23 protein-coding genes are annotated in these 22,124 nt (G+C 77.2%); 8 read left to right on the top strand and 15 right to left on the bottom strand.

What is annotated here, in order from left to right; all coding sequences use genetic code 11:
* Positions 1–319 precede the first annotated feature (319 nt).
* The gene (locus AB8M62_RS15420) at positions 320–922 is read right to left on the bottom strand and encodes a Dps family protein (protein WP_369056579.1); all 603 of its coding nucleotides are present in this window, start codon (positions 920–922) and stop codon (positions 320–322) included.
* 62 nt (positions 923–984) lie between these two features.
* Here AB8M62_RS15420 and AB8M62_RS15415 point away from each other — a divergent pair, with 62 nt between their 5' ends.
* From AB8M62_RS15415 to AB8M62_RS15400, 4 genes are read left to right on the top strand one after another with little or no spacing between them, the layout of a single operon-like run.
* Positions 985–2,262 carry a magnesium transporter MgtE N-terminal domain-containing protein gene (locus AB8M62_RS15415; RefSeq protein WP_369056580.1) on the top strand — a complete coding sequence of 426 codons (1,278 nt, stop codon included), beginning with the start codon at positions 985–987 and terminating at the stop codon, positions 2,260–2,262.
* A complete protein-coding gene (locus AB8M62_RS15410) occupies positions 2,255–2,950 on the top strand; it encodes a DUF1003 domain-containing protein (RefSeq protein WP_373694965.1) in 696 nt (231 codons plus the stop codon). The genes AB8M62_RS15415 and AB8M62_RS15410 overlap by 8 nt, the downstream gene beginning before the upstream one ends.
* Before the next feature lie 58 nt (positions 2,951–3,008).
* Positions 3,009–4,751 (top strand): GspE/PulE family protein, encoded by a 1,743-nt coding sequence (locus tag AB8M62_RS15405; protein WP_369056581.1) that lies wholly within the window; start codon positions 3,009–3,011, stop codon positions 4,749–4,751.
* A gap of 50 nt (positions 4,752–4,801) precedes the next feature.
* Entirely contained in the window at positions 4,802–5,926 is a 1,125-nt protein-coding gene (locus tag AB8M62_RS15400; RefSeq protein WP_369070117.1) for an Mrp/NBP35 family ATP-binding protein, read from the top strand.
* 42 nt (positions 5,927–5,968) lie between these two features.
* Here AB8M62_RS15400 and AB8M62_RS15395 read toward each other — a convergent pair whose 3' ends face one another.
* Genes AB8M62_RS15395 through sigE form a run of 4 tightly spaced genes read right to left on the bottom strand, consistent with a single transcriptional unit; the run spans position 5,969 to position 9,038 of the window.
* Positions 5,969–6,400: a twin-arginine translocase TatA/TatE family subunit gene (locus AB8M62_RS15395; RefSeq protein WP_369056583.1), complete on the bottom strand. Its 432-nt coding sequence runs from the start codon at positions 6,398–6,400 to the stop codon at positions 5,969–5,971.
* 9 nt (positions 6,401–6,409) lie between these two features.
* Complete coding sequence (locus tag AB8M62_RS15390; RefSeq protein WP_369056584.1) at positions 6,410–7,747, bottom strand: S1C family serine protease; 1,338 nt, start codon at positions 7,745–7,747, stop codon at positions 6,410–6,412.
* Entirely contained in the window at positions 7,744–8,313 is a 570-nt protein-coding gene (locus AB8M62_RS15385; RefSeq protein WP_369056585.1) for an anti-sigma factor family protein, read from the bottom strand. The genes AB8M62_RS15390 and AB8M62_RS15385 overlap by 4 nt, the downstream gene beginning before the upstream one ends.
* Entirely contained in the window at positions 8,310–9,038 is a 729-nt protein-coding gene (gene sigE, locus AB8M62_RS15380) for an RNA polymerase sigma factor SigE (protein ID WP_369056586.1), read from the bottom strand. The genes AB8M62_RS15385 and sigE overlap by 4 nt, the downstream gene beginning before the upstream one ends.
* Positions 9,039–9,259: 221 nt before the next feature.
* Here sigE and AB8M62_RS15375 point away from each other — a divergent pair, with 221 nt between their 5' ends.
* Positions 9,260–9,904, top strand: coding sequence for an O-methyltransferase (locus tag AB8M62_RS15375; protein WP_369070116.1), 645 nt, complete (start codon positions 9,260–9,262; stop codon positions 9,902–9,904).
* 48 nt (positions 9,905–9,952) lie between these two features.
* Here AB8M62_RS15375 and AB8M62_RS15370 read toward each other — a convergent pair whose 3' ends face one another.
* The 7 genes from AB8M62_RS15370 to dapE all read right to left on the bottom strand — a co-directional run bounded on the left by AB8M62_RS15370 (position 9,953) and on the right by dapE (position 16,012).
* Positions 9,953–11,596, bottom strand: a complete 1,644-nt coding sequence (locus AB8M62_RS15370; RefSeq protein WP_369070115.1) for a leucyl aminopeptidase family protein — start codon at positions 11,594–11,596, stop codon at positions 9,953–9,955.
* A gap of 109 nt (positions 11,597–11,705) precedes the next feature.
* Entirely contained in the window at positions 11,706–11,873 is a 168-nt protein-coding gene (locus tag AB8M62_RS15365) for a DUF3117 domain-containing protein (protein WP_166617328.1), read from the bottom strand.
* A gap of 160 nt (positions 11,874–12,033) precedes the next feature.
* Entirely contained in the window at positions 12,034–13,329 is a 1,296-nt protein-coding gene (locus tag AB8M62_RS15360) for a hypothetical protein (RefSeq protein WP_369070114.1), read from the bottom strand.
* Complete coding sequence (locus AB8M62_RS15355; RefSeq protein ID WP_369070113.1) at positions 13,329–13,880, bottom strand: SRPBCC family protein; 552 nt, start codon at positions 13,878–13,880, stop codon at positions 13,329–13,331. Before AB8M62_RS15355 ends, AB8M62_RS15360 begins: the two co-directional genes overlap by 1 nt.
* 31 nt (positions 13,881–13,911) lie before the next feature.
* Positions 13,912–14,196 (bottom strand): DivIVA domain-containing protein, encoded by a 285-nt coding sequence (locus AB8M62_RS15350; RefSeq protein WP_369055917.1) that lies wholly within the window; start codon positions 14,194–14,196, stop codon positions 13,912–13,914.
* Positions 14,193–14,831 carry an LOG family protein gene (locus tag AB8M62_RS15345; protein ID WP_369055918.1) on the bottom strand — a complete coding sequence of 213 codons (639 nt, stop codon included), beginning with the start codon at positions 14,829–14,831 and terminating at the stop codon, positions 14,193–14,195. The genes AB8M62_RS15350 and AB8M62_RS15345 overlap by 4 nt, the downstream gene beginning before the upstream one ends.
* Positions 14,828–16,012, bottom strand: a complete 1,185-nt coding sequence (gene dapE / locus AB8M62_RS15340) for a succinyl-diaminopimelate desuccinylase (protein ID WP_373694964.1) — start codon at positions 16,010–16,012, stop codon at positions 14,828–14,830. Before dapE ends, AB8M62_RS15345 begins: the two co-directional genes overlap by 4 nt.
* A 91-nt stretch (positions 16,013–16,103) precedes the next feature.
* Here dapE and dapD point away from each other — a divergent pair, with 91 nt between their 5' ends.
* Together dapD and AB8M62_RS15330 are read left to right on the top strand one after the other, a co-directional pair.
* Positions 16,104–17,081 (top strand): 2,3,4,5-tetrahydropyridine-2,6-dicarboxylate N-succinyltransferase, encoded by a 978-nt coding sequence (gene dapD, locus AB8M62_RS15335; protein WP_373694963.1) that lies wholly within the window; start codon positions 16,104–16,106, stop codon positions 17,079–17,081.
* A 68-nt stretch (positions 17,082–17,149) separates the two neighbouring features.
* On the top strand, positions 17,150–18,022 hold the full coding sequence (locus AB8M62_RS15330; RefSeq protein ID WP_369070112.1) for a hypothetical protein: 873 nt from the start codon (positions 17,150–17,152) through the stop codon (positions 18,020–18,022).
* A gap of 39 nt (positions 18,023–18,061) precedes the next feature.
* Here the strand turns inward: AB8M62_RS15330 and AB8M62_RS15325 are convergent, their stop codons facing one another.
* From AB8M62_RS15325 to fdxA, 3 genes are all read right to left on the bottom strand, one after another.
* Positions 18,062–19,348, bottom strand: a complete 1,287-nt coding sequence (locus tag AB8M62_RS15325) for a citrate synthase (protein WP_369055920.1) — start codon at positions 19,346–19,348, stop codon at positions 18,062–18,064.
* Positions 19,349–19,442: 94 nt separating this feature from the next.
* Complete coding sequence (gene dapC, locus AB8M62_RS15320) at positions 19,443–20,609, bottom strand: succinyldiaminopimelate transaminase (RefSeq protein WP_369070122.1); 1,167 nt, start codon at positions 20,607–20,609, stop codon at positions 19,443–19,445.
* Positions 20,606–20,932 carry a ferredoxin gene (gene fdxA / locus AB8M62_RS15315; protein ID WP_369055921.1) on the bottom strand — a complete coding sequence of 109 codons (327 nt, stop codon included), beginning with the start codon at positions 20,930–20,932 and terminating at the stop codon, positions 20,606–20,608. The genes dapC and fdxA overlap by 4 nt, the downstream gene beginning before the upstream one ends.
* A gap of 95 nt (positions 20,933–21,027) precedes the next feature.
* Between fdxA and AB8M62_RS15310 the strand changes: the two genes are divergently transcribed.
* On the top strand, positions 21,028–22,098 hold the full coding sequence (locus AB8M62_RS15310; RefSeq protein ID WP_369070111.1) for a GNAT family N-acetyltransferase: 1,071 nt from the start codon (positions 21,028–21,030) through the stop codon (positions 22,096–22,098).
* Positions 22,099–22,124: the final 26 nt, after the last annotated feature.

Below are 22,124 nucleotides of genomic sequence, written 5' to 3'. Positions count from 1 at the left end.
GTAATTCGTGGTCGTACTGGAGGTCGACGGCGCGGTGCGCCACCCAGTTGTTGCTATAGCGCCCGACCGCCACCCCCGGGGGCGGCGTGGGGACCGCGCGCGTTCCCGCGAGGGGTCCGAGGTTGGACATGGGCGACTTCCTCACCGGTCGGGACGTTCCCGCGGCCGCGCCGCGGGGGTGGGGCGTGCGCCCCGTGATCAGTGCAACGCCGCCGGGGCCCGGGACGTGCCCGGCCCGGTACCGCGCGCAGGACCTGCTCAGCAGGTGCGCGCGGTACCGGGCCGGCGGGTCGTGCGGGAGCGGTCCTCGGGCGGAGGCTCAGGCGGAGGCGCGGCCCTCGCCGGCGCGCTGCAGCGCCTGCTCGGTGGCCTGCACCTCGCTGGAGGCGCCGGCCGTGGCCAGGTCGCCGCCGGCGGTCTCCAGGTGGGCGCGCACGAACCAGTGGTACTGCTCCAGCTGACCGGCCTGGCCGATGAGCAGGTCCTCGGTGACCGGGTCGAGGTCGCCGGTCTCCTCGATGGCGCGGCGGTGGTCGCCGATGACGCCGGTGTAGACGAGGTCGAGGGCGCCGAGGTGCTCGATGGCCCCGGCCCGCCCGATGGAGTAGTCGTCCCAGCTGCGCGAGCGCACGAGCGCGCCGGGCGTGCCGCTGGGCGAGGAGCCGAGGGTCGCGATGCGCTCGGCGACCTGGTCGGACATCTCGCGCACGGCGTCGACCTGCGGGTCGAGCATCTCGTGCACGGCGATGAAGTGGGGGCCCACCACGTTCCAGTGGACGTGCTTGAGGGTCAGGTGCAGGTCCGTCAGCGCGAAGAGGCGGTCCTGCAGGATCGTCGCGACCCGGCCGCCGTCCTCGGTGCTCATGCCCGGGACGGTGTACTGCGGGGTGCCGGACGCGGGGGCGTTGCTCTCTCCAGCCATGGCCGCCACCGTAGGAGGGCGGGCGCCCTCCCGCCCGTCGAGCGGCCGTTAGCCTGGAGCGTGTGACCGGCACCACCCAGCGCGTCTTCGCCGCCCGCCTCGCGGGCACCTCGGTGTTCGACCCGCAGGGGGACCTGGTGGGCCGGGTGCGCGACCTGGTGGCCGTCGTGGGCGCCAAGCCGCCCGTGCGGGTCATCGGCCTGGTGGTCGAGGTCCCCGGCCGGCGGCGGGTGTTCGTGCCGATGACCCGGGTGACCAGCATCGACGTGGGGCAGGTCATCACGACGGGCCTGGTGAACATGCGCCGCTTCGAGCAGCGCGGCAGCGAGACGCTGCTGCTGGGCGAGCTGCTGGACCGCACCGTGACCCTCAAGGACGGCAGCGGGCCCGCCACCGTCGAGGACCTGGGCATGGAGGCCGTGCGCCCGCGCGACTGGCACCTGACGAAGGTGTTCCTGCGCCGCGGCCAGGCCCACCGCGGGCTGGGCGGGCGGCTGCGCCGGCGCGGGGAGACCCTCACCGTCGACGTGGACGCGGTCGCCGGGCTGGCGACCGCCGACGCCGCGCAGGGCGCCACCAACCTGCTGGCGGCCTTCGAGGAGCTGAAGGCCACCGACCTGGCGGAGGTCATCCACGAGCTGACGCCCAAGCGCCGGCACGAGGTCGCCGCGGCCCTGGACGACGAGCGGCTGGCCGACGTCCTGGAGGAGCTGCCCGAGGACGACCAGGTGGAGATCCTCTCGGGCCTGGAGGGCGACCGCGCCGCGCACGTGCTGGAGGAGATGCAGCCCGACGACGCGGCCGACCTGCTCTCGGAGCTGCCCGCCGAGCAGGCGGAGCGGCTGCTGGCGCTCATGGAGCCGGACGAGGCGGACCCGGTGCGCCGGCTGCTGGCCTACGACGAGCGCACCGCGGGCGGGCTGATGACCTCGGACCCGGTCGTGCTGGCCCCCGACGCGACGGTCGCGCAGGCGCTGGCGCACGTGCGCCGGGTGGAGCTGACCCCTCCCCTGGCCTCGGCCGTGTACGTGTGCCGGCCGCCGCTGGAGACGCCCACGGGCCGCTACCTGGGCACCGCGCACCTGCAGCGGCTGCTGCGCGAGCCGCCGTCGACGCCCCTGGGTCAGGTCGTCGACACGGACGTGGACGCCCTGGCGCCGGAGGAGACGCTGCAGGCGGTGACGCGCCGGCTGGCGGCCTACAACCTCGTCTCGCTGCCGGTCGTGGACGAGGACGGGCACCTGCTGGGCGCGGTGACGGCCGACGACGTCCTGGACCACCTGCTGCCGCAGGACTGGCGCGACCAGGACGAGGAGATCTTCGGGGTGGGACGTGGCTGAGCGCCGGCACCGCAACCCGTTCGCCCGCTCGCCGCGCCGCCAGCGGCACGAGCGGGTGAGCCTGGACGTCCCGCGCGAGAACCGCCGGCAGCTGCTGAGCCGGCCCGACGTGGACCCGGACGCCTTCGGCCGCGCCTCCGAGGGCTTCGCCCGGTTCATGGGCACGGGGCGCTTCCTCGTCTACATGACGGCGTTCGTCACGGTGTGGCTGGCGTGGAACACCTTCGCGCCCGCGTCGCTGCAGTACGACCCGCGCGCCCTGAACTACACGCTGCTGACGCTGATCCTGTCGCTGCAGGCCTCCTACGCGGCGCCGCTGATCCTGCTGGCGCAGAACCGCCAGGACGACCGCGACCGCGTCCTCAACGAGCAGGACCGCGCGCGCGACGAGCGCGCGCTGGCGGACACCGAGTACCTGACCCGCGAGGTGGCGGCGCTGCGCACCGCGCTGGGCGACGTGGCGACCCGCGACTTCGTGCGCTCGGAGCTGCGCAGCCTGCTGGAGGAGCTGGTCGCCGACGAGGAGCGCCCGGCGGCCAAGCGCAAGGGCGGCAAGAAGCGCAAGCGCGCCGAGGACGTCCCCGCCGACAGCACCGACAGCACCGACAGCACCGACACCGCCGACACCGCCGACGCGCCGGAGCCGGACGCGCTCGACGTCCCCGCGGTGCACGCCCCGCGCGGCTGAGGGGCCCGCCCGGCCGGCCCGGCTCAACCCCGCGCCCGGTGCTGCCGATGCTCTGCGGGTGACCACCCTCGACGACGTGCCCGCGACCCCGAGCACCCCGCCCGCCCAGGTGCGCCGGCGGCTGGGCGACGTCCTCGTCGAGAAGGGCCTGCTGCTGCCGGAGGACCTGGACGTCGCCCTGGCGCAGCAGCGCGAGGTGGACGGCCCGCGCCGGCGGCTGGGCCAGATCCTCGTCGAGCTCGGCATGGTCACCGAGGGCGAGCTGGCCCAGTGCCTGGCGGAGCTGCTGAACCTCGAGCACGTGGACCTCTCGCGCCTCGTGCTGGCCCCGGACGTGGTGCGCCTGCTGCCGCGGGCGGTGGCCGAGCGCTGCCGAGTGCTGGTGCTGGACAAGACGCCGGAGTACCTGCTCGTGGCCGCCGCGGACCCGACGAACGTCCTCGCGCTGGACGACGTGAAGCTCTACACGCGCACGCCCGAGCTGCACGTCGTCGTGGCCACCGACTCCCAGATCCGCGACCACCTGGCCCGCGCGTGGTCGCTGACCGAGGACACCTCGCAGGTCTCGCGGATGGTGGAGGCCGCCACCGACGACGACGAGGACGAGCCCGCCGCCCAGCTGAGCGGGTCGGTCGACGACGACGCCCCCATCGTCAAGCTCGTCAACCGGATCCTGTCCGACGCGGTGCGGCTGCGCTGCTCGGACATCCACCTGGAGTCCCAGCGCGACGGCCTGCGGGTGCGCTTCCGCGTGGACGGCCTGCTGCGCGACGTGATGAGCGCCCCCAAGCGGGTCGCGCCGTCCGTCATCAGCCGCATCAAGATCATCTCCGGGCTGGACATCTCCGAGCGGCGCGTGCCTCAGGACGGCCGCACCCGCGTCACCGTGGACGGCGCCGCCATCGACTGCCGCGTCTCGACGCTGCCGGCCCTGCACGGGGAGAAGGTCGTCATCCGCCTGCTCACGCGCGGCGACGACGTGCCGGCGCTGGAGTCGCTGGGCTTCGAGCCCGACCAGCTGGAGGTCTTCACGCGGGCGCTGAGCGTGCCGCAGGGCCTGGTCCTCATCACGGGTCCCACCGGCTCGGGCAAGACGAACACCCTGTACGCGGCCATCCACGCGACGATGTCGCCGGAGAAGAACATCATCACGCTGGAGGACCCGGTCGAGGTCCAGCTGCCCGGCATCACGCAGGTGCAGGTCAACGCCAAGGTCGGGATGACGTTCTCGGCGGGGCTGCGCTCGGTGCTGCGCCAGGACCCCGACATCGTCCTGATCGGCGAGGTCCGCGACGCCGAGACCGCCGAGCTGGCGCTCAAGGCGTCGATGACGGGTCACCTGGTGCTGACGACGCTGCACACCAACTCGGCGGTCGGCGCGCTGACCCGCCTGGTGGACATGGGCGCCGCGCCGTTCCTCGTGGCCAGCTCCCTGACGGCCGCGGTGGCCCAGCGCCTGGTCCGCCGCCCGTGCGAGTCGTGCGCGGACGGCTACATCCCGGACGAGGACACGCTGGCGCTGCTGGGCCTGAGCATCGAGGACATCCTCGACGCCACCCCGCTGCGCGGCACCGGCTGCCCGGAGTGCGGCGGCACCGGCTACCGCGGCCGCACGGCCGTGTACGAGGTCCTGGACGTCGTGCCGAGCGTGCGCAAGGTCCTCATGACCACGCCGACGGAGTCGGCGCTGGGCGAGGAGGCCGCGCGCATCGGCATGTCGACGCTGCGGCAGTCGGCGCTGGCCAAGGCGATCCGCGGCGAGACGACCTTCGAGGAGGTCGTGCGCGTCACGGCCGGCTGAGCCCCTCCCCGGCAGCGGGCGGGACCGGGCGCGGCACGTACGCTGGCGCCATGCCTGTGACGCCCGACGACGTCCGCGCCCAGCTGGCGACGGTCGAGGACCCGGAGCTGCACCGGCCCATCACCGACCTGGGGATGGTCGACCGCGTCGAGGTCGGCGCCGACGGCGTGGTGGACGTGCGCGTGCTGCTGACGACGGCGGCGTGCCCGATGCGCGAGCGCCTGAGCACCGACGTCACGGCCGCCGTGCGCCGGTCCGGGGCCGCCGGGGTGCGGCTGACGTTCGGGGAGATGGACGCCGAGCAGCGCCGGGCGCTGACGACCTCGCTGCGCGGCACCACGGGCGCCGCGCCGACGATCCCCTTCAACGACCCGGGCAACCTGACCCGCGTGTACGCGGTGGCCTCCGGCAAGGGCGGGGTCGGCAAGTCCAGCGTCACGGTCAACCTGGCCGCGGCGATGGCCGCCGACGGCCTGACCGTGGGGGTGCTGGACGCCGACGTGCACGGCTTCTCGGTCCCCAAGCTGCTCGGCGTGACCGGCCGTCCCACGCGCGTGGACGACATGATGATCCCGCCCGTCTCGCACGGGGTGCGGGTCATCTCCATCGGCATGTTCGTGCCCGGCAACCAGCCGGTGGCCTGGCGCGGGCCGATGCTGCACCGGGCGCTGCAGCAGTTCGCCAGCGAGGTGTTCTGGGGCGACCTGGACGTGCTGCTGCTGGACCTGCCCCCCGGCACGGGCGACATCGCCATCAGCGTGGGGCAGCTGCTGCCGCGCGCGGAGGTGCTGGTGGTGACCACCCCGCAGGCCGCGGCCTCCGAGGTGGCCGAGCGCGCCGGCGCGGTGGCCGTCCAGACGGAGCAGCGGGTGGCCGGCGTGGTGGAGAACATGAGTTGGCTGCCGCTGCCGGACGGCTCGCGGCTGGAGGTGTTCGGCTCCGGCGGCGGCGAGGTCGTGGCCCGCAACCTCACGCAGCGGCTGGGCCAGGACGTGCCGCTGCTGGCGCAGGTGCCGATGGACGTGGCGCTGCGCGAGGGCGGCGACGAGGGCCTGCCGGTGGTGCTGCGCGACCCGGACAGCCCGGCGGCGCTGGTGCTGCGGGACCTGGCGCGCTCGCTGGCGCGGCGCCCGCGCGGCCTGGCCGGGCGCCGGCTGGGCGTCAGCGTCGCCTGAGGGCGCGCGCCCCGGCCGGGGCGCGGCGCCCGGGGGCGGGGCTCAGGTGGCGTCCTCGTCGAAGGGGACCGAGGCGCGCTCGCCGGTGCCCTCCTTGCGCAGGGACAGCCCGGAGCCGTTCGCGGCCGCGCCGTTCGTCGCGGCGCCGTTCGTCCCGGTGCTGGCCGCGCGGGCGGCCGTGGCGCCGTTGGTCTTCTTCTTCGGCGCCGGCTCGTCCTCCCAGACGTCCGCCAGCGCGTCGCGCACGATGCGGCGGGGGTCGTACTGGCGCGGGTCCAGCTTCTGCCAGTCGATGTCGTCGAACTCGGGGCCGAGCTCCTCGCGCATCTGCGCCTGCGCGCCCTTGGCGAACCGGCGCACGGACTTCACGAGCTGCGCCAGCTGCTCGGCGTACTGGGGCAGGCGCTCCGGTCCCAGGACCAGGAGCGCCACGACGAGCAGGACGACGAGCTCGCCGCCGTTGATGCCGAACACGCCGCGAGTCTAGCTGTCCGCCTGCAGGGTCACCTCGACCTCGTCCGTGGACCCGCCCCGGCGCACGGTCAGGGTGACCGTGTCGCCGACCTGGCGGGCGCGGACGTCGACGATGAGCTCCTCGGGCGTGGTGACGGGGCGGCCCTGGACGGCGAGGATGACGTCGCCCGGCTGCAGGCCGGCCTGCTCGCCGGCACCGCCCGGCGTCACGGGCGGGGTGCCGTCGGGCGCCGGGCCGGTGGCGATCTGCACGCCCTCGCCGTCGTAGGCGTTGCTGAGGCTGATGCCGATGACCGGGTGCACGGCGCGGCCGGTGCGGATGAGCTGCTCGGCGGTGCGCCGGGCCTGCTCGGAGGGGATGGAGAAGCCCAGGCCGATGCTGCCGCCGGCGCTGGTCTGCCCCGGCAGGGCGGCGATGGCGGAGTTGACGCCGACCACCTCCCCCGCGCTGTTGAGCAGCGGGCCGCCGGAGTTGCCCGGGTTGATGGCCGCGTCGGTCTGGATGGCCTGGATGTAGGAGGGCGCCTGCGTCGGGTCGCCCGCCGAGACGGGGCGGTTGAGGGCCGAGACGATGCCCTCGGTCACCGTGCCCTGCAGCCCCAGCGGGGCGCCGACGGCGACCACGCGGTCCCCGACGACGACGGCGGAGGAGTCCCCCAGCGGCAGGGGCCGCAGGCCCTCGCGCTCGACGCGGACGACGGCCAGGTCGTAGGAGGCGTCGGCGCCGACGACCTCGCCGGGCGCCTGCACGCCGTCCTCGAAGGCGATGGTCACCCCACCGGGCACCGCGCCGGCCACGACGTGGTTGTTGGTGAGGATGAACGCGGCGTCGCCCTCGGAGGCGTCCAGGACGAAGCCGGACCCCGTGCCGGAGCCCTGCTGGGTCTGCACCTGCAGCGCCACCACGCTGGGCAGGGCGGCGGCCGCGATGGCCGCCGTGGTGCCCGCGGGACGCTCCGTGGTGCCCGGGGAGGGCTGCGGGATGTCGACCGCGGGGTAGACGGCCGCGGGCGCGGCGGTGTCCAGGCGGTCCCACAGCGCACCGCCGGCGAGGCCGCCGACGAGGCCGAGGGCCAGGACCCCGGTGGCCACGGCGAGCTGCTGGGCGCCGCGGCTGCGGCGGCGGCGGTCCGGCCCGCCCCACTGCTGCTGCTGCCACTGCTGCTCCCAGTAGTCGCGGCCCGCGGGCACGGGCTGCGACCAGGGCGAGCCGTGGGCGGGCGGCGGGCCGTCGGGCCCCCCCGGCCCGGCGTCCGGGCCGCGCTCGGCGCCGTGCTCGGGACCGGTGCGCCAGGGGTCGCCGGCGGGCCAGCGGTCGTCCCGGTCCGGCCCCTCGGGCGCGCTCACGGCGCGGCGGGGGCCGCGGGCGGCGCCGTGGTTGACCCGGGCGTGGCCGCCGGCGGCACGGGCTGCGGGGACACCGACGGGCGGGTGCGCAGCTCGGCCACCGGGGAGGGCGCGTCGCCGCCCACGCCGAGGACGACGGCGCCCACGAGCCCCGCGCCGAGCAGGGAGAACGTGCCCACCAGGGCCGCGGCCAGGGGCCGGCGGCGCAGCCCGCGCCGGCGCGCCGGGGGGCTGGAGGACCCGGCGCCGCGGCCGGGCCGGACGGCGTCGGCGCGCGAGGGCGGCGCCACGCCCACGACGGGGCGCGCCGGCTGGGCGATGGCGCCGTCGCGCGGCGGCAGCGGGCCGGCCGGCCCGCCGATGTCGAGCAGGCGGGTCAGGAGGTCCTGGGACAGCGGCGGGGCGGGCAGGGAGGCGAGCCGGTCGCGCACGAGGCGCTCGGCGTCCACCGCCTCCGCGCACTCGCAGCAGCCGCGCAGGTGCTCCTGCGCGCGGGCGTGCGCGTCGGGGGCGAGCCGCCCGTCGACGAGGGTGCTCACCCGGGCGCCGAGGTGCGGTCCGCTCACGCGCCCTCCCCGCCGAGGGCGGTCGTGGGGGCGGTGCCCGGGACGCCCGGGACGCGCGGCGCGGCCGGCGGGCGCGGCGCGCGGTGGGACAGCGCCTCGCGCAACTGGGCGCGACCGCGGTGGATGCGGCTGCGCACGGTGCCCAGCTTCACCCCCAGCGTGGCCGCGATCTCCTCGTAGCTGAGGCCCTCGATGTCGCACAGGACGACCACGGCGCGGAAGTCCGGCGGCAGGGCGTCCAGGGCGGTCTGCACGTCGTCGTCGAGGTTGCGGTGCTCGAAGGCGCGCTCGGGGCCGACGTCGGTGCTGGGCAGGCGGTCCCCGGCGTCCTCGGCGAGGGCGTCGAAGCGGATGCGCTGCTTGCGGCGCACCTGGTCGAGGAACAGGTTCGTGGTGATGCGGTGCAGCCAGCCCTCGAAGGTGCCCGGCTGGTAGTTGGACAGCGAGCGGAAGACCCGCACGAAGACCTCCTGCGTGAGGTCCTCGGCGTCGTGGCGGTTGCCGGTGAGGCGGTAGGCCAGCCGGTACACGCGCGCGGAGTGGTCGCGCACCACCTCGTCCCACGTCGGCGGCACCCAGGCGGACGACGGCAGCGCCGCCGTCACGGGGGCGGCGTCGGGCCGGGTCGGGGCGGGGTCACCGGACGGGCCGGTGGTGTCACGCACGCTGGTCCTCCTGGAACGGGCCGGGACCGGTGCCGTCCACGGCACCGCTGCAGCTCCCATGCTCCCCCACTCCTCCTCGCTCAGCCAGCCGCGGGGCCCCGGACGGGCCCGTGGTCGGCGTGGGTTCCAACGCAGGTCGGAGGAGGGCGGTTCCCGGGTCCCCCGACCGGAGGACCCGGGGGACCCCGCGCCCGCGGGCCCGTCGCGCAGCGCGGCGGGACCGTCGCGCTGCGTCCCGCACCGCCCGGGCGGGGACGGGCCGCCGCGCTAGGCTCCCGGGCGTGTCGCCGACCCCCGCCAAGCAGCCGGCCAGCTGGGCCTACGCCGAGCAGTTCGTCCCCGAGGACGAGGTGCTGCAGGCCGCCCGCGCCCGCGCGGCCGACCTCGACGCGGACCCGGTGACGCCCGGGGTGGCGGCGGCGCTGACGGTGCTGGCCGCCGCGGTGCGCGCCCGCACGGCCGTCGAGGTCGGCACCGGCGCCGGGGTCTCGACGCTGGCGCTGCTGCGCGGCATGCCCGAGGACGGGGTCCTCACGAGCATCGACACCGACGGCGAGCGCCAGCGCGCGGCCCGCGAGGCGCTGGCCGACGAGGGCGTGCGCAGCAACCGCGCGCGGCTGATCCCCGGCCGCGCGCTGGAGGTGCTCCCCCGCCTGTCCGACGCCGCCTACGACCTGGTGCTCCTGGACGGCGACGAGCGCGAGTACTCCGCCTACCTGGAGCAGGCGCTGCGGCTGCTGCGCCCCGGCGGCCTGCTCGCCGTCGACGACGCCCTGTGGAACGGCCGGGTGGCCGACCCGGCGGCCCGCGACGCCGCCACGGCCGCGATGCGCGGGGTGGGCGACGCCGTGCGCGAGGACGAGCGCTGGACGCCGGCGCTGCTGCCGTGCGGCGACGGCCTGCTGCTGGCGGTCAAGCGCCCCTGAGCCTGAGGCGGGCCCCCGGCGGGTCCGCCGCGGGTCCGCCGCGGGCCCTCAGCGCCCCGCCAGCTGCTCCAGCCACGTCAGCAGCAGGCGCGCGCCGAAGCCGGTCGCCCCGCGGGGGACCTCGTGCTCGGGCCCGTCGGCGCGCGCGGGCCCGGCGATGTCCAGGTGCGCCCAGCGGCGCCCGCCCGCGAAGGGCCGCAGGAACAGGGCGGCGACGATCGCGCCCGCCCCCGCGCCGGGCACGCCGGCGACCTGCCGGGCGTCGGCGACGTGGGACTCCACCAGCTCGGCGTACTCCTCCACCAGGGGCATGCGCCACAGCCGCTCCCCCGAGGCCTCGCCGGCGGCCAGCAGACCGGCGGCCAGCTCCTCGTCGCCGGTGAACAGGGCCCCGTGCCGCTTGCCCAGGCCCTGGGTGGCCGCGCCGGTGAGGGTCGCGACGTCCACCACGAGGTCCGGCGCCAGCCGGGCGTCGGCGTAGGCGAGGGCGTCGGCCAGGACCAGGCGGCCCTCGGCGTCGGTGTTGGCCACCTCGGTGGTGCGCCCGCCGTAGTGGGTGACGACGTCCCCGGGGCGGTACGAGGAGGCGCCGAGGGCGTTCTCGGCCAGCGGCAGCAGCCCCGTCACGCGCACCGGCAGGTCGCGGCGGGCGGCGCCGGCGACGGCGGCCAGGACCGCGGCGGCCCCGCTCATGTCGGTCTTCATCGACACCATCGACTCGCGCGGCTTCAGCGACAGCCCGCCGGTGTCGAACGTGATGCCCTTGCCGACGAGGACGACGTGCGGGGCGCTGCGGGCACCGCGCCCGCGCGGGACGTGGGTGACCTCGACGAGGACCGGCGGGGAGGCGGAGGCCCCGCCGACGGCGACGAGCCCGCCGAACCCCTCGCGCTCCAGCCGCGCCGCGTCGCGCACGTCGACGCGCAGCCGCCCGGCGGCGGCGACCTCGCGGGCGCGCTGCGCCGTCCACGCGGGGTCCTTGAGGTTGGAGGGGGTGGCGGCCAGGTCGCGGGCCAGGACGGTCGCGGCGGCGGCGGCCAGCCCGGCCTCCACGTCGGCGGCGGCCACGTCGCCCACGAGCAGCAGGCGGCGCGCGCCGTCCCCGCGGGTGGTCCCGCCCGTGCTCTCCCCGGCGGGCTCCCCGGCGGGCTCGTCGCCGCGGGTGCGGTGACCGGCCGCCGGCGGTGTCCACGAGGCCAGCAGGAAGCCCTCGACGACGGCGCGCGTCCCGGCCGGGCCGGTGCCGTCGGCCAGGGTCGTCACGACGTCCTCGCGGGGGCCGGCGGCGCGGGCCAGCGCGGCGCCCGCGCGGCGCAGGTCGGCCGGGGTGGACTCCCCGGCGCCGAGGACGTGCAGGGCGCGCGGCCAGCCGGCGGGGGCGCGCACGGGCAGGCGCACGGCCGTGCCGGCGCGGCCGCTGACGCGCTCGGCGGCGCACTCCGCGGCCAGGTCCAGGTCGTAGCGCACGGCCGCGTCGGCGGCTCCGGGGCGCGGCAGGACCGCGGGCGGCGCGTCGCCAGCGCCCCCGTCGCCGGGAGTCGCGCCCGGGGCCACGGGCACCGCGAGGACGCCGTAGCCGGCGAGGTCGTCGGCGGACAGGGCGGCCAGCGGGCCGGCGGCGGTCAGGACGCGCGGGGCGCGCCAGGGGCGCAGCTCGGGGGCGGGGGCCTTCGCGGGGGGCTCAACGGGCACAGCGGCGTCCTGTCCTGCCCGGGGCGGGCGTGTCGGCGGGTGCGGTCGGGCCGGGGGCGGGGACGCCGCGGGGCGGGCACCCGGGAGTGTCCGCCCCGCGACGACGACCTCAGCCCACGACCGAGGTGATGGCCTCCCCGAGGGCGCTCGCCTCGTCCGGCGTCATCTCGACGACGAGACGACCACCGCCTTCCAGCGGCATGCGCAGGACGATGCCGCGCCCCTCCTTGGTGACCTCCAGCGGACCGTCCCCGGTCCTCGGCTTCATGGCCGCCATCGGTGTGCGTCCTCTCTCGTCGTCGCGTCCGCGCGCCCACCCGCAGCCGGGTGCCGCGGTCGGCGTGGGTGACCATCATCCCCCACCGGGCGGGCCGCCGTGGTGCGGGGCGCACCGGGAGCACCCGGGCGGGTGGTCCCGGCGCGCGCCGGGGTGCGTGTCACGGCGGCCAGTCCGCCGGCGGGGAGAAGCGCCACAGCCACGCCACCCAGACCACGTGCAGCGCCAGCGAGGCCGCCACCAGCGCCCACAGGGTGCCGCGGCGGCCGGGCCGCAGGGCCACGAGGCCGCCGAGCGGGAAGAGCAGCACGAGGTAGCGGAACAGGCTGGTGAACGGGTCGAGCACCAGCAGCAGGTAGCCGGGGTAGGCCAGGCACCACGCGCGCAGCTCCGGGCCCAGCACCGCGGCGCGGCGCGAGAGCAGCAGCGCGGCGTACCCGGCCACCAGCGCCACCAGCGCCAGCGGCCCGGCGACGTCGCCCAGCAGGTACTGCGACACGTCCCACCACGGCCGCAGCCACTCCACCCGGCCGTCCGCGCGCCAGGCGCCCATCGTCGCGGTGTACGCGTCGCGCTCGCCCGTCAGCCACCACGCCGTCAGCGGCCACAACCCGGCCGCGGCGGCCGAGGAGGCCAGCAGGACCCCCGCGCGCAGCAGGTCCCGGCCCGCCGGGCGCGCGGGGGCGCCTCCCGGGGCCGCGCGCCGGGCGGCGCGCACCCGCACCAGCAGGTGCACGACGACGACCGCGGACAGCGGGACGGCCACCGGCCGCGTCAGCCCCAGCAGCAGCGCCAGCGCGGAGGCGGTCAGCCAGCGGCCGTCCAGCAGCGCCAGCAGGAAGCCCGTCAGCAGCGCCAGCGCCAGGCCCTCGGTGTACGGCACCTGGTAGACGAGGGAGGGCGGGGACACGCACAGCAGCACGGCGCCGCTCCACGCGGCCCGCCGGGCGACGGCCGCGCCCGCGCCCGCCGCCCGGGCGGCCCGCTCCAGGACGAGGTGGGCGCCCACGGCCGCCGCCGCGCCCGCCAGCAGGGCGACGGCCGCGCCCGCGGTCTCGAAGGGGACGCCCGCGGCGCCGAGGGCCCGCACGAGCAGCGGGAGGACCGGGTAGAACGCCAGCTCGGACTGCTGCGCGGCGCCGGCGCCGTCGCGGGGGACGGCGCCGGGGTAGCCGTCCTCGGCGATGCGCCGGTACCAGGTGGCGTCCCACAGGCCGAGCATGTCGCGGTAGCCGGCGCCCTCCGGCGTCCAGTCGCTCGGCTCCTGGAAGCGGGCGACGGCGGCCAGCACGGCGGCCGAGACCAGGCGGGCGGCGGCGTAGACGAGCAGGACCCGCACGAGCACGGGCGTGCGCGCCCACCGCAGCAGCAGCCCGAGCACGAGCGGCGCGCCGGGCCCGTCCGCGGGCACCGCGCGGGCCGGGCGTCCCCCGGCGGGCGGCGGACCGGCGGTCATCAGGCGCGGGGCGGGACCGCGCCGCCTCCGCCGCCCACGACGTCCCCGGCGTCCCCGGCGTCCCCGGCGTCCCCGGCGTCCTCGGCGTCCTCGACGTCGGCGCGCGCGGCCCGCAGGACCAGCTCGAAGCCCCAGCGCCCGGCGAGCGCGCCGAGCGGCCCGGCGGCCGCCGCCGCCCACGCCAGGAGCGCGGGCCGGGGCACGACGTGCTCGGTCCAGTCGACCTGCGTCCAGCCGTCGCCGACGTCGCGGACCCCGATCGAGACGCTGCCGCCCAGGAGGCGGCCCGTCTTGACGATCTCCACGCGCCCGGCGCGCCCCGCAGCGGGCGCTCGCCGGCCGGTGACGAGCATGTCGTCGTCGAAGGCCAGCGGCCCGAGGCCCGTGCGGCCGACGAACCGCTCGCCGGGGGCGGCCACCGGGCCGGGCAGCCGGTGCACGACGGTGGCGGGCACCCAGCCGCTCTGGCGCGGCCAGTCGGTGAGGACGTCGAAGACGCGCGCGGCGGGCGCCCGGTACAGGGCGGTGGCGGTGAAGCGGACGACGGTCACCGGGCCACCTCGCCGGTCGCGGGTCGCCCGCTCACAGGTCGTCCGCGCTGCGCCAGGCGGCCAGCTCCTCGTCGCGCTCGCGGATCTCCTCGCGCAGGCGGTCCAGGACGGCGTCCACCTCGTCCATGCGGTAGCCGCGCAGGCCCAGGGAGAAGCGCACGGCGTCCACGTCGGCGGCCGCGACGGGCCCCTCGGGCAGGCCCCGGTGGGGGCGGCTGGACGTGACCGGGCCCAGCCCGCCGGTGACGCGGCCGGCGGCGACGGCAGCCACGAGGCCGGCCACGACGACGACGAGGGCCACCAGCACGACGGTCACGGCTGCGGCTCCCCCCGCCCGCCGGGCAGCTCCTCGCCGGGGAAGTCGACGAAGGTGCCGACGATCTCCGAGGACGGCAGGCTCACGCGCTCGCGGGAGGCGCTCTCGAGGTGGTCCAGCGCGTCGACGGGGTCGTCGGTCCAGTGCACGACGTCCAGCACGAGGGGCCGGGCGAAGCCCCGGTCCACCAGCGAGGTCAGCCACGTGCGCAGCCCCGCGTAGTGGCCGCCGGAGTCCAGGACGGCCAGCGGCTTGGTGTGCAGGCCGATGGTGCGCGCCACCCAGATCTCGAACAGCTCCTCCAGGGTGCCCAGGCCGCCGGGCAGCACCACGAAGGCGTCGGCGCGCGCCTCCATCTCGGCCTTGCGCTCGCGCATGTCGCCGGTGACGACCAGCTCGTGCAGCTCGCCCGGCGGCAGCTCCAGCTCCACGAGCGCCTTGGGGATGACCCCGGTCGTGCGGGCGCCGGCGGCGCGCGCGGCGGCCTCGGCGGCGCCCATCACGGACGTCCCGCCGCCGCCGTAGACGAGGTCGTGCCCGCGCTCGGCGATCAGCCGGCCCACGCGGGCGGCGAGCTCGACGTGGGCGGGGTCGATGCCGCCGCTGGCGCTGCCGTACAGGCAGATCGTGCTCACGCGGCGCCCCCCTCGGGCAGCAACCACGACCGCAGGGCGGCCAGGCAGCGGTGCAGGTCGGCCACGGGGCAGCGCTCGTCGTCGGCGTGGGCGGTGGAGGGGTCGCCCGGGCCGAAGTTGACGGCGGGCACGCCGAGGGCGGAGAAGCGCGCCACGTCGGTCCAGCCGTACTTGGGGCGCGCGTCCCGCCCCGTGCGGGCGACGAACGCGGCGGCGGCGGGCAGGTCCAGGCCGGGCCGCGCCCCCTCGGCGGCGTCGGTGACGCGCACGTCGTGGCCGGCGAACACCTCGCGCACGTGCTGCTCGGCCTCGGCGGCGCTCCACGCGGGCGCGAAGCGGTAGTTGACCGTGACGGTGCAGCGGTCGGGCACGACGTTGCCGGCGATCCCGCCGGTGACGGCGACCGCGTTGAGCCCCTCGCGGTAGGCCAGGCCGTCGACGTCGACGGTGCGCGGCTCGTACCGCGCGAGCCGGGCCAGCACGTCGGCGGCGGCGTGGATCGCGTTGACGCCCCGCCAGGAGCGGGCCGAGTGCGCGGCGACACCGGTGGTCGTCACCTCCGCGCGCAGGGTGCCGTTGCAGCCGCCCTCCACCGCGGCGGAGGTCGGCTCCAGCAGGACGGCGAAGTCCGCGGTCAGCAGGTCCGGCGCGGTGCGCGCCAGGCGGCCCAGGCCGTTGCGGTCGGCCTCGACCTCCTCGTGGTCGTAGAACACGAACGTCAGGTCGCGGGTCAGCGCCTCCGGGTCGGCCGCGACCGCGGCGGCGGCCTCGCGGGCCAGCGCGAGCTGCACGGCGACACCGCCCTTCATGTCGCACGTGCCGCGGCCGACGAGGACGTCGCCGTCGGCGGGGTGCTCCTCGCGGCGCACGGGCAGGTTCGGCGGGTCGGTCAGCGGCACGGTGTCCAGGTGCCCGGCCAGCAGGACCCGCTCGGCGCGGCCGAGCGCGGTGCGGGCCACGACGGCGTCGCCGTCGCGGACGACCTCCAGCGCTCCGCCCGGCCCGCTCCAGGCGCGCAGCGCGGCCTCCACGGCGTCCGCGAGGGCCCGCTCGTCGCCGCTGACGGAGGGCACGTCGCACAGGCGGCGGGTCAGCTCCACGACGTCGGGCGCGCCCGCGGTGAGGTCGGCCGGGGCGCGCGGCGGGGTCGGGGAGGTCGCGACGGGGCTCACGCCCAGCACAGTAACGAGAGCGGCGGGCCGGCGAGCGGCGGCGAGCAGGAGGGCCGGACGGCCGCGGGCGACGGGGTGCCCGCCCCGTAGGGTGAGCGCCGTGAGCACGGCGGCGGGAGAGCAGCGGGTGGACGAGCGGCGCGCGTGGGGCCACGGCCTGGCGACGACCACGATGGACGGCACGGTGCTGGACGTCTGGTACCCCTTCCCCGCCCTGGGGCGCTCCCCCGGCACCGGCTCGTACTCCGTCCCGGCCGAGCTGGCCGCGCTGGAGGACACCGACACCCACCGCCGGGTGCGCAAGCACGTGGTCACCACGGAGGTCGACCTGGACGCGCCGCCGGCCGACGCCGCGGACGCCTACCTGCGCCTGCACCTGCTCTCGCACCGCCTGGTGCGCCCGCACGGGGTGGACGTGTCGGGCATCTTCGGCGTGCTGGCCAACGTGGTGTGGACCAACCACGGCCCCTGCGCCGTCGCCGACTTCGAGCGCACCCGCCTGGCGCTGCGCGCCAACGTCGGCCCCGTCACCGTGTTCGGCATCGACAAGTTCCCGCGGATGACCGACTACGTGGCGCCGGCGGGCGTGCGGATCGCCGACGCCGACCGCGTGCGCCTGGGCGCCCACCTGGCCCCGGGCACCACGGTGATGCACGAGGGCTTCGTCAACTACAACGCCGGGACGCTGGGAACCTCGATGGTGGAGGGTCGCATCTCGGCCGGTGTCGTCGTGGGCGACGGCTCCGACGTGGGCGGCGGCGCGTCGATCATGGGGACGCTCTCGGGCGGCGGCAAGGAGGTCGTCTCCATCGGCGAGCGCACCCTGCTGGGCGCGAACTCCGGGACGGGCATCTCGCTGGGCGACGACTGCGTCGTGGAGGCCGGCACCTACGTCACGGCGGGCACGAAGGTCGGCGTCCTGGACGAGGCGGGGGCCGTGCGGGCCACCGTCGCGGCGCGGGAGCTGTCCGGCTCCGACGGGCTGCTGTTCCGCCGCAACTCCGTCAGCGGCGCCGTGGAGGCCCTGCCGCGCAGGGGCGTGCGCGTGGAGCTCAACGCCGCGCTGCACGCCAACTGAGCGCGCGGCCGCCGCACCCGCCCGTCGCGGGTGCGGCCAACCGGCGCGCCCGGCGGCTGCGCCCCCTCGTGGTGGGCCTGGGCGCCGCGACGGCGACCGTCGTGGCGCTGGCCGCGGCGGGCGTGTGGCTGACCCGCGACGACGACGCGCCCGTGCTGCGCGAGCGCTGCCGGGCCACCGTCGCCGGGGAGTCGACGTCGATGTCGCCGGAGCAGGCGGGCAACGCCGCCACCGTCGTGGGGATCTCGGTGCTGCGCGGGCTGCCGGCGCGCGCGGCGACGATCGGGATCGCGACCGTGGTGCAGGAGTCCGGCCTGCGCAACCTCGACCACGGCGACCGCGACTCCCTCGGGCTGTTCCAGCAGCGGCCCTCGCAGGACTGGGGGACGCCCGAGCAGGTGCAGGACCCGGTGTACGCGACGAACGCCTTCTACGACGCGCTGGTCGAGGTCGACGGCTACCGGGACCTGGAGGTCACCGTGGCCGCCCAGCGCGTGCAGCGCAGCGCCTTCCCCGAGGCGTACGGCGACCACGAGGCCGAGGCGCGGCTGGTGGCCTCGGCGCTGACGGGCTGGACGCCGGCGGGCTTCACGTGCCGGCTGCGCGAACCGGAGGCGCTGGGCGCGCTGGGTGACGACGCGACCCCCTCGCTGCGGGCGCAGCGCGTGCGCGAGGCCGTGGCGCAGCAGGTCAGCGCCGTGGAGCCGCAGCTGGTCGCCGGCGAGAACGGCCTGGTGCTGGAGTACGCGCTGGGCGACGGCGAGGAGGCGGTGCGCCTGGCGTGGGCGCTGGGCGGCTGGGCGGTCGCCTCGGCCGAGGGGTACGGGGTGACCGAGGTGGTCGTCGGCTCCTCGGCGTGGGTGCGCGCCGACGGCGGCGCCTGGGCCGACGCGGTCGAGCCGCTGCCCGCGGGCACCGTGCGGGTGCGCGTCTCGGCCTGAGGACCCGCCCGCCGGTGCGGCGGGCGGGCGGGGCGCCGGTCAGCGCTGGGCGACGTCCACGTACTCGCGCTCGGTCGCGCCCACGTACACCTGGCGGGGACGGCCGATCTTCGTGGCCGGGTCGTTGATCATCTCGCGCCACTGGGCGATCCAGCCGGGCAGGCGGCCCAGGGCGAACAGGACGGTGAACATCCGCGTGGGGAAGCCCATCGCCTTGTAGATGATGCCGGTGTAGAAGTCGACGTTCGGGTACAGCTTGCGCTCGACGAAGTAGTCGTCGTTGAGGGCGATCTCCTCCAGGCGCATCGCGATGTCCAGCAGCTCGTCGCGCTTGCCCAGCTTCGACAGGACCTCGTCGGCGGTCTTCTTCACGATGGCCGCGCGCGGGTCGTAGTTCTTGTACACCCGGTGGCCGAAGCCCATCAGGCGCACGCCCTTCTCCTTGTTCTTGACCCGCGCCATGAACGTGTCGACGTCGTCGTCGGAGGTGCGGATGTGGTCGAGCATGTCCAGGACGGCGGAGTTCGCGCCGCCGTGCAGCGGCCCGGACAGCGCGTGGATGCCCGCGGAGATGGACGCGAAGAGGTTCGCCTGCCCGGAGCCGACCAGCCGCACGGTGGAGGTGGAGCAGTTCTGCTCGTGGTCGGCGTGCAGGACCAGCAGCTGGTCGAGGGCCTTGACCATCACCGGGTCCAGCTCGTAGTCCTCGGCCGGGTTGCCGAACGACATGCGGGCGAAGTTCTCGACCAGGCCCAGCCGGTTGTCCGGGTACAGCAGCGGCTGGCCCTGGCTCTTGCGGAACGCGTACGCCGCGATGGTCGGCAGCTTGGCCAGCAGGCGGACGGTGGACAGCTCCACCTGCTCGTCGTCGAACGGGTCGAGGCTGTTGGGGTAGAAGGTCGACAGGGCGCTGACGGCGCTGGAGAGCACGGGCATCGGGTGCGCGTCGCGGGGGAAGCCGTCGAAGAAGCGCTTGAGGTCCTCGTGCAGCAGCGTGTGCCGCTGGACGCGGGCGGTGAAGGCCTCCAGCTGCTCGGTGCTGGGCAGCTCGCCGTGGATCAGGAGGTAGGAGGTCTCCAGGAAGCTGGAGCGCTCGGCCAGCTGCTCGATCGGGTACCCGCGGTAGCGCAGGACCCCCGCGTCGCCGTCGATGTAGGTGATCGCGGACGTGCAGGACGCCGTGTTGGTGAAGCCGGCGTCGAGGGTGACGAGGCCGGTCTCCTTCATGAGGGAGCTGATGGCGAAGCCGGAGGTGCCCTCCGTCGCAGGCGTCACGGGGAGGTCGAGCTCGCCACCTGCGTGCTTCAGCGTCACGGAGTCCACCATGCGGCCGACCGTACCCGCCGGGCGGGCACGGGTGCGACACAGGTCCCTCACGCTCCGCTCGCGCCGGGCCCCGCGCGAGCGGCGGGGCCCGCGCTCAGGCGGACGGGGCGGCGAGGTCCGCGAGCCGCTCCGGCACCTGCCCGACGCGCTCGTCGGTGGCCGTCAGGGCCACCCGCACGTGCCGCGCGCCGGCCGGGCCGTAGAAGTCGCCCGGCGCCACGAGCACGCCGCGTCCGGCCAGGGCGTCGACGGTGGCGCGGCAGTCCTCGTCGCGGGTGCTCCACAGGTACAGCCCCGCGCCCGAGGCGTCGACGCGGAACCCGCTGCGGCGCAACGCGGGCAGCAGCACGTCGCGGCGGGCGCGGTAGCGCTCGCGCTGGGCCTCCACGTGGGCGTCGTCGGCCAGCGCGGCCGCCAGCGCCACCTGCACCGGCCAGGGGACGATCATCCCGGCGTGCTTGCGCACGGCCAGCAGGTCGCGCACCAGCGCCGGGTCCCCGGCCACGAACGCCGCCCGGTAGCCGGCGAGGTTGGACTGCTTCGAGGTCGAGTACACCGACAGCAGCCCGGTGTGATCACCGCCACAGACGCGGGGGTCGAGCACCGAGGGCACGAGCCCGCCGCGCGTCGTGTCGTGCGCGGCGTCCCACCCCAGCTCGGCGTAGCACTCGTCGCTGGCCACGACGACGCCGCGCTCGCGGGCCCAGCGCACCAGCGCGGCCAGCTCGGGCACGTCCAGCACGGCGCCGGTGGGGTTGGACGGGGAGTTCAGCCACAGCAGTCCCAGCCGCTCCCCCGAGGCCGTCAGGCCGGCGGCGAGCTCGTCGAGCTCGGCGACCGTGCCCGCCGCGGCCGGGCGGGCGCGCGCCAGCCGGGCCCCCACGTCGTAGGTGGGGTAGGCCACCGGCGGGTGCGCGACGACGTCGCCGGGCCCCAGGCCCAGCAGGGTCGGCAGCCACGCGACGAGCTCCTTGGAGCCGACCGTGGGCAGCACCCCGTCCGGGTCGACGCCCTCCACCCCGCGCCGGCGGGCGTACCAGGCGCTGACGGTCTCCCGCAGCGCCGGCGTGCCCCACGTCTGCGGGTAGCCGGGGGCGTCGGCCGCCGAGCGCAGCGCGTCGGCGACCACGGCGGGCGTGGCGTCCACCGGCGTGCCGACCGACAGGTCGACGATACCGCCCGGGTGGGCGCGGGCGCGCGCGGCGGCCCCGGCCAGCGAGTCCCAGGGGAAGTCCGGCAGCGCCGCCGCTCGCGCGCTCAGCTCTCCCCGCCCTGCGGCGGCAAGGACTTCACGAGCGAGTGGTCGGCGTCGATCTCCCCGAGCTTGGCGGCCCCGCCCGGGGAGCCGATCGCGTCGAAGAACTCGACGTTGGCGGCGGTGAACGCCGACCACTGCTCGGGCACGTCGTCCTCGTAGTAGATGGCCTCGACGGGGCACACGGGCTCGCAGGCCCCGCAGTCCACGCACTCGTCGGGGTGGATGTACAGCGACCGCTTGCCCTCGTAGATGCAGTCGACGGGGCACTCCTCGATGCACGCCTTGTCCTTGACGTCCACGCACGGCTGGGCGATGACGTAGGTCACGAGCGTCCCTCCTCCTCCGGCCCTGAAGACCGGGCACGACCGCCGCCTAGTATCCCCGACGGCCGCGCGGGCGGCAGGTGGAGGGGGTCGCACGGGTGAGCGGCGGGGTCGGCGGGGCGGGCGGCGAGCCGGGCGGCGGGCTGCGGGCGCGGCACGTCCTGCGCCCGCACGAGCTGGTGCCGGGCGCGCGGGTGGTGCTGCGCCACCGCACCGGCGACGGCTCGGCCGCCGACGCGCTGGGCGAGCTGCTGGCCGCCGACGCCGAGCGCCTGGTGGTGCGCACCCGCCGCGGCGAGGTCGTCGTCCGGCGCGCGGACCTGCTGGCCGGCAAGGCCGTGCCCCCGCCGCCGGCGCCGCGCGCCCCCCGCCGGCGCCGGCCGCCGCACGCGGCCGTCGGCGTGGAGGAGCTGGAGCTCGTGGCGGCCGCGCACTGGCGCCCGCACGAGGTCGAGCGCCTCGGCGGCTGGCGGCTGCGGGCCGCCGGCGGTTTCACCGGGCGGGCGAACTCGGCGCTGGCGCTCGGCTCGCCCGGCGTCCCGCTGCCCGCGGCGGTCGCCGCGGTGGAGGACTTCTACGCCCGGCGCGGCCTGCCGGCCCGGGTGGCCGTCCCGCACGCCGCGGGCACGGCGCCGGACGGGCCGGACGCCCCGGAGGTGGCGCGGGAGCTGGCCGCGCGCGGGTGGGCGGTGGACACCCCGACGCTGGTGCTGACCGCCGCCGTGGACGACCTGCCCGGCCCGGGCGAGGTGCCGCTGCCGGCCGGCTGCGCGGTCGTGTCCACCGGCGAGCCGGACGCGGCCTGGCTGGCCGGGTACCACTACCGCGGCGGACCGGCGGTGCCGCCGGCGGGGCTGCGGGTGCTCGTGTCCGCCGACGCGCAGGTGTTCGCGCGGGTCGTCGAGGACGGCGCCGTCGTGGCCGTGGCGCGCGGGTCCCTCGGCGCGGGCTGGCTGGGCGTGTCGGCCGTGGAGGTGGCGCCGTCCCACCGGCGGCGCGGGCTGGCCCGCCGGCTGCTGGCCGAGGTGGCCGGCGTCGGGCGCGCCCACGGCGCCGTCTCCGCGTTCCTGCAGGTGGCCGCCGCGAACGGCGGCGCCCGCGCCCTGTACGAGGGGGCCGGGTTCGGGGTGCACCACGCGTACCACTACCGGGTGCGCCCGCAGCGCTGAGACCGCGGCGGCGCGCCGCGGGAACA

This window comes from Kineococcus terrestris, from assembly GCF_041020755.1.
Classification (GTDB): domain Bacteria; phylum Actinomycetota; class Actinomycetes; order Actinomycetales; family Kineococcaceae; genus Kineococcus; species Kineococcus terrestris.
Note: the sequence above shows the minus strand (reverse complement) of the source record. Positions and strands in the feature narration are given on the sequence as shown.

Bases quoted from the DNA above. Each gene is read 5' to 3' on its own strand.
- sigE (WP_369056586.1), bottom strand. From the start codon at position 9,038: ATGGGAGCTGCAGCGGTGCCGTGGACGGCACCGGTCCCGGCCCGTTCC.
- AB8M62_RS15325 (WP_369055920.1), bottom strand. From the start codon at position 19,348: ATGGTGGACTCCGTGACGCTGAAGCACGCAGGTGGCGAGCTCGACCTC.
- AB8M62_RS15420 (WP_369056579.1), bottom strand. From the start codon at position 922: ATGGCTGGAGAGAGCAACGCCCCCGCGTCCGGCACCCCGCAGTACACC.
- AB8M62_RS15360 (WP_369070114.1), bottom strand. From the start codon at position 13,329: ATGACCGCCGGTCCGCCGCCCGCCGGGGGACGCCCGGCCCGCGCGGTG.
- AB8M62_RS15400 (WP_369070117.1), top strand. From the start codon at position 4,802: ATGCCTGTGACGCCCGACGACGTCCGCGCCCAGCTGGCGACGGTCGAG.
- AB8M62_RS15365 (WP_166617328.1), bottom strand. From the start codon at position 11,873: ATGGCGGCCATGAAGCCGAGGACCGGGGACGGTCCGCTGGAGGTCACC.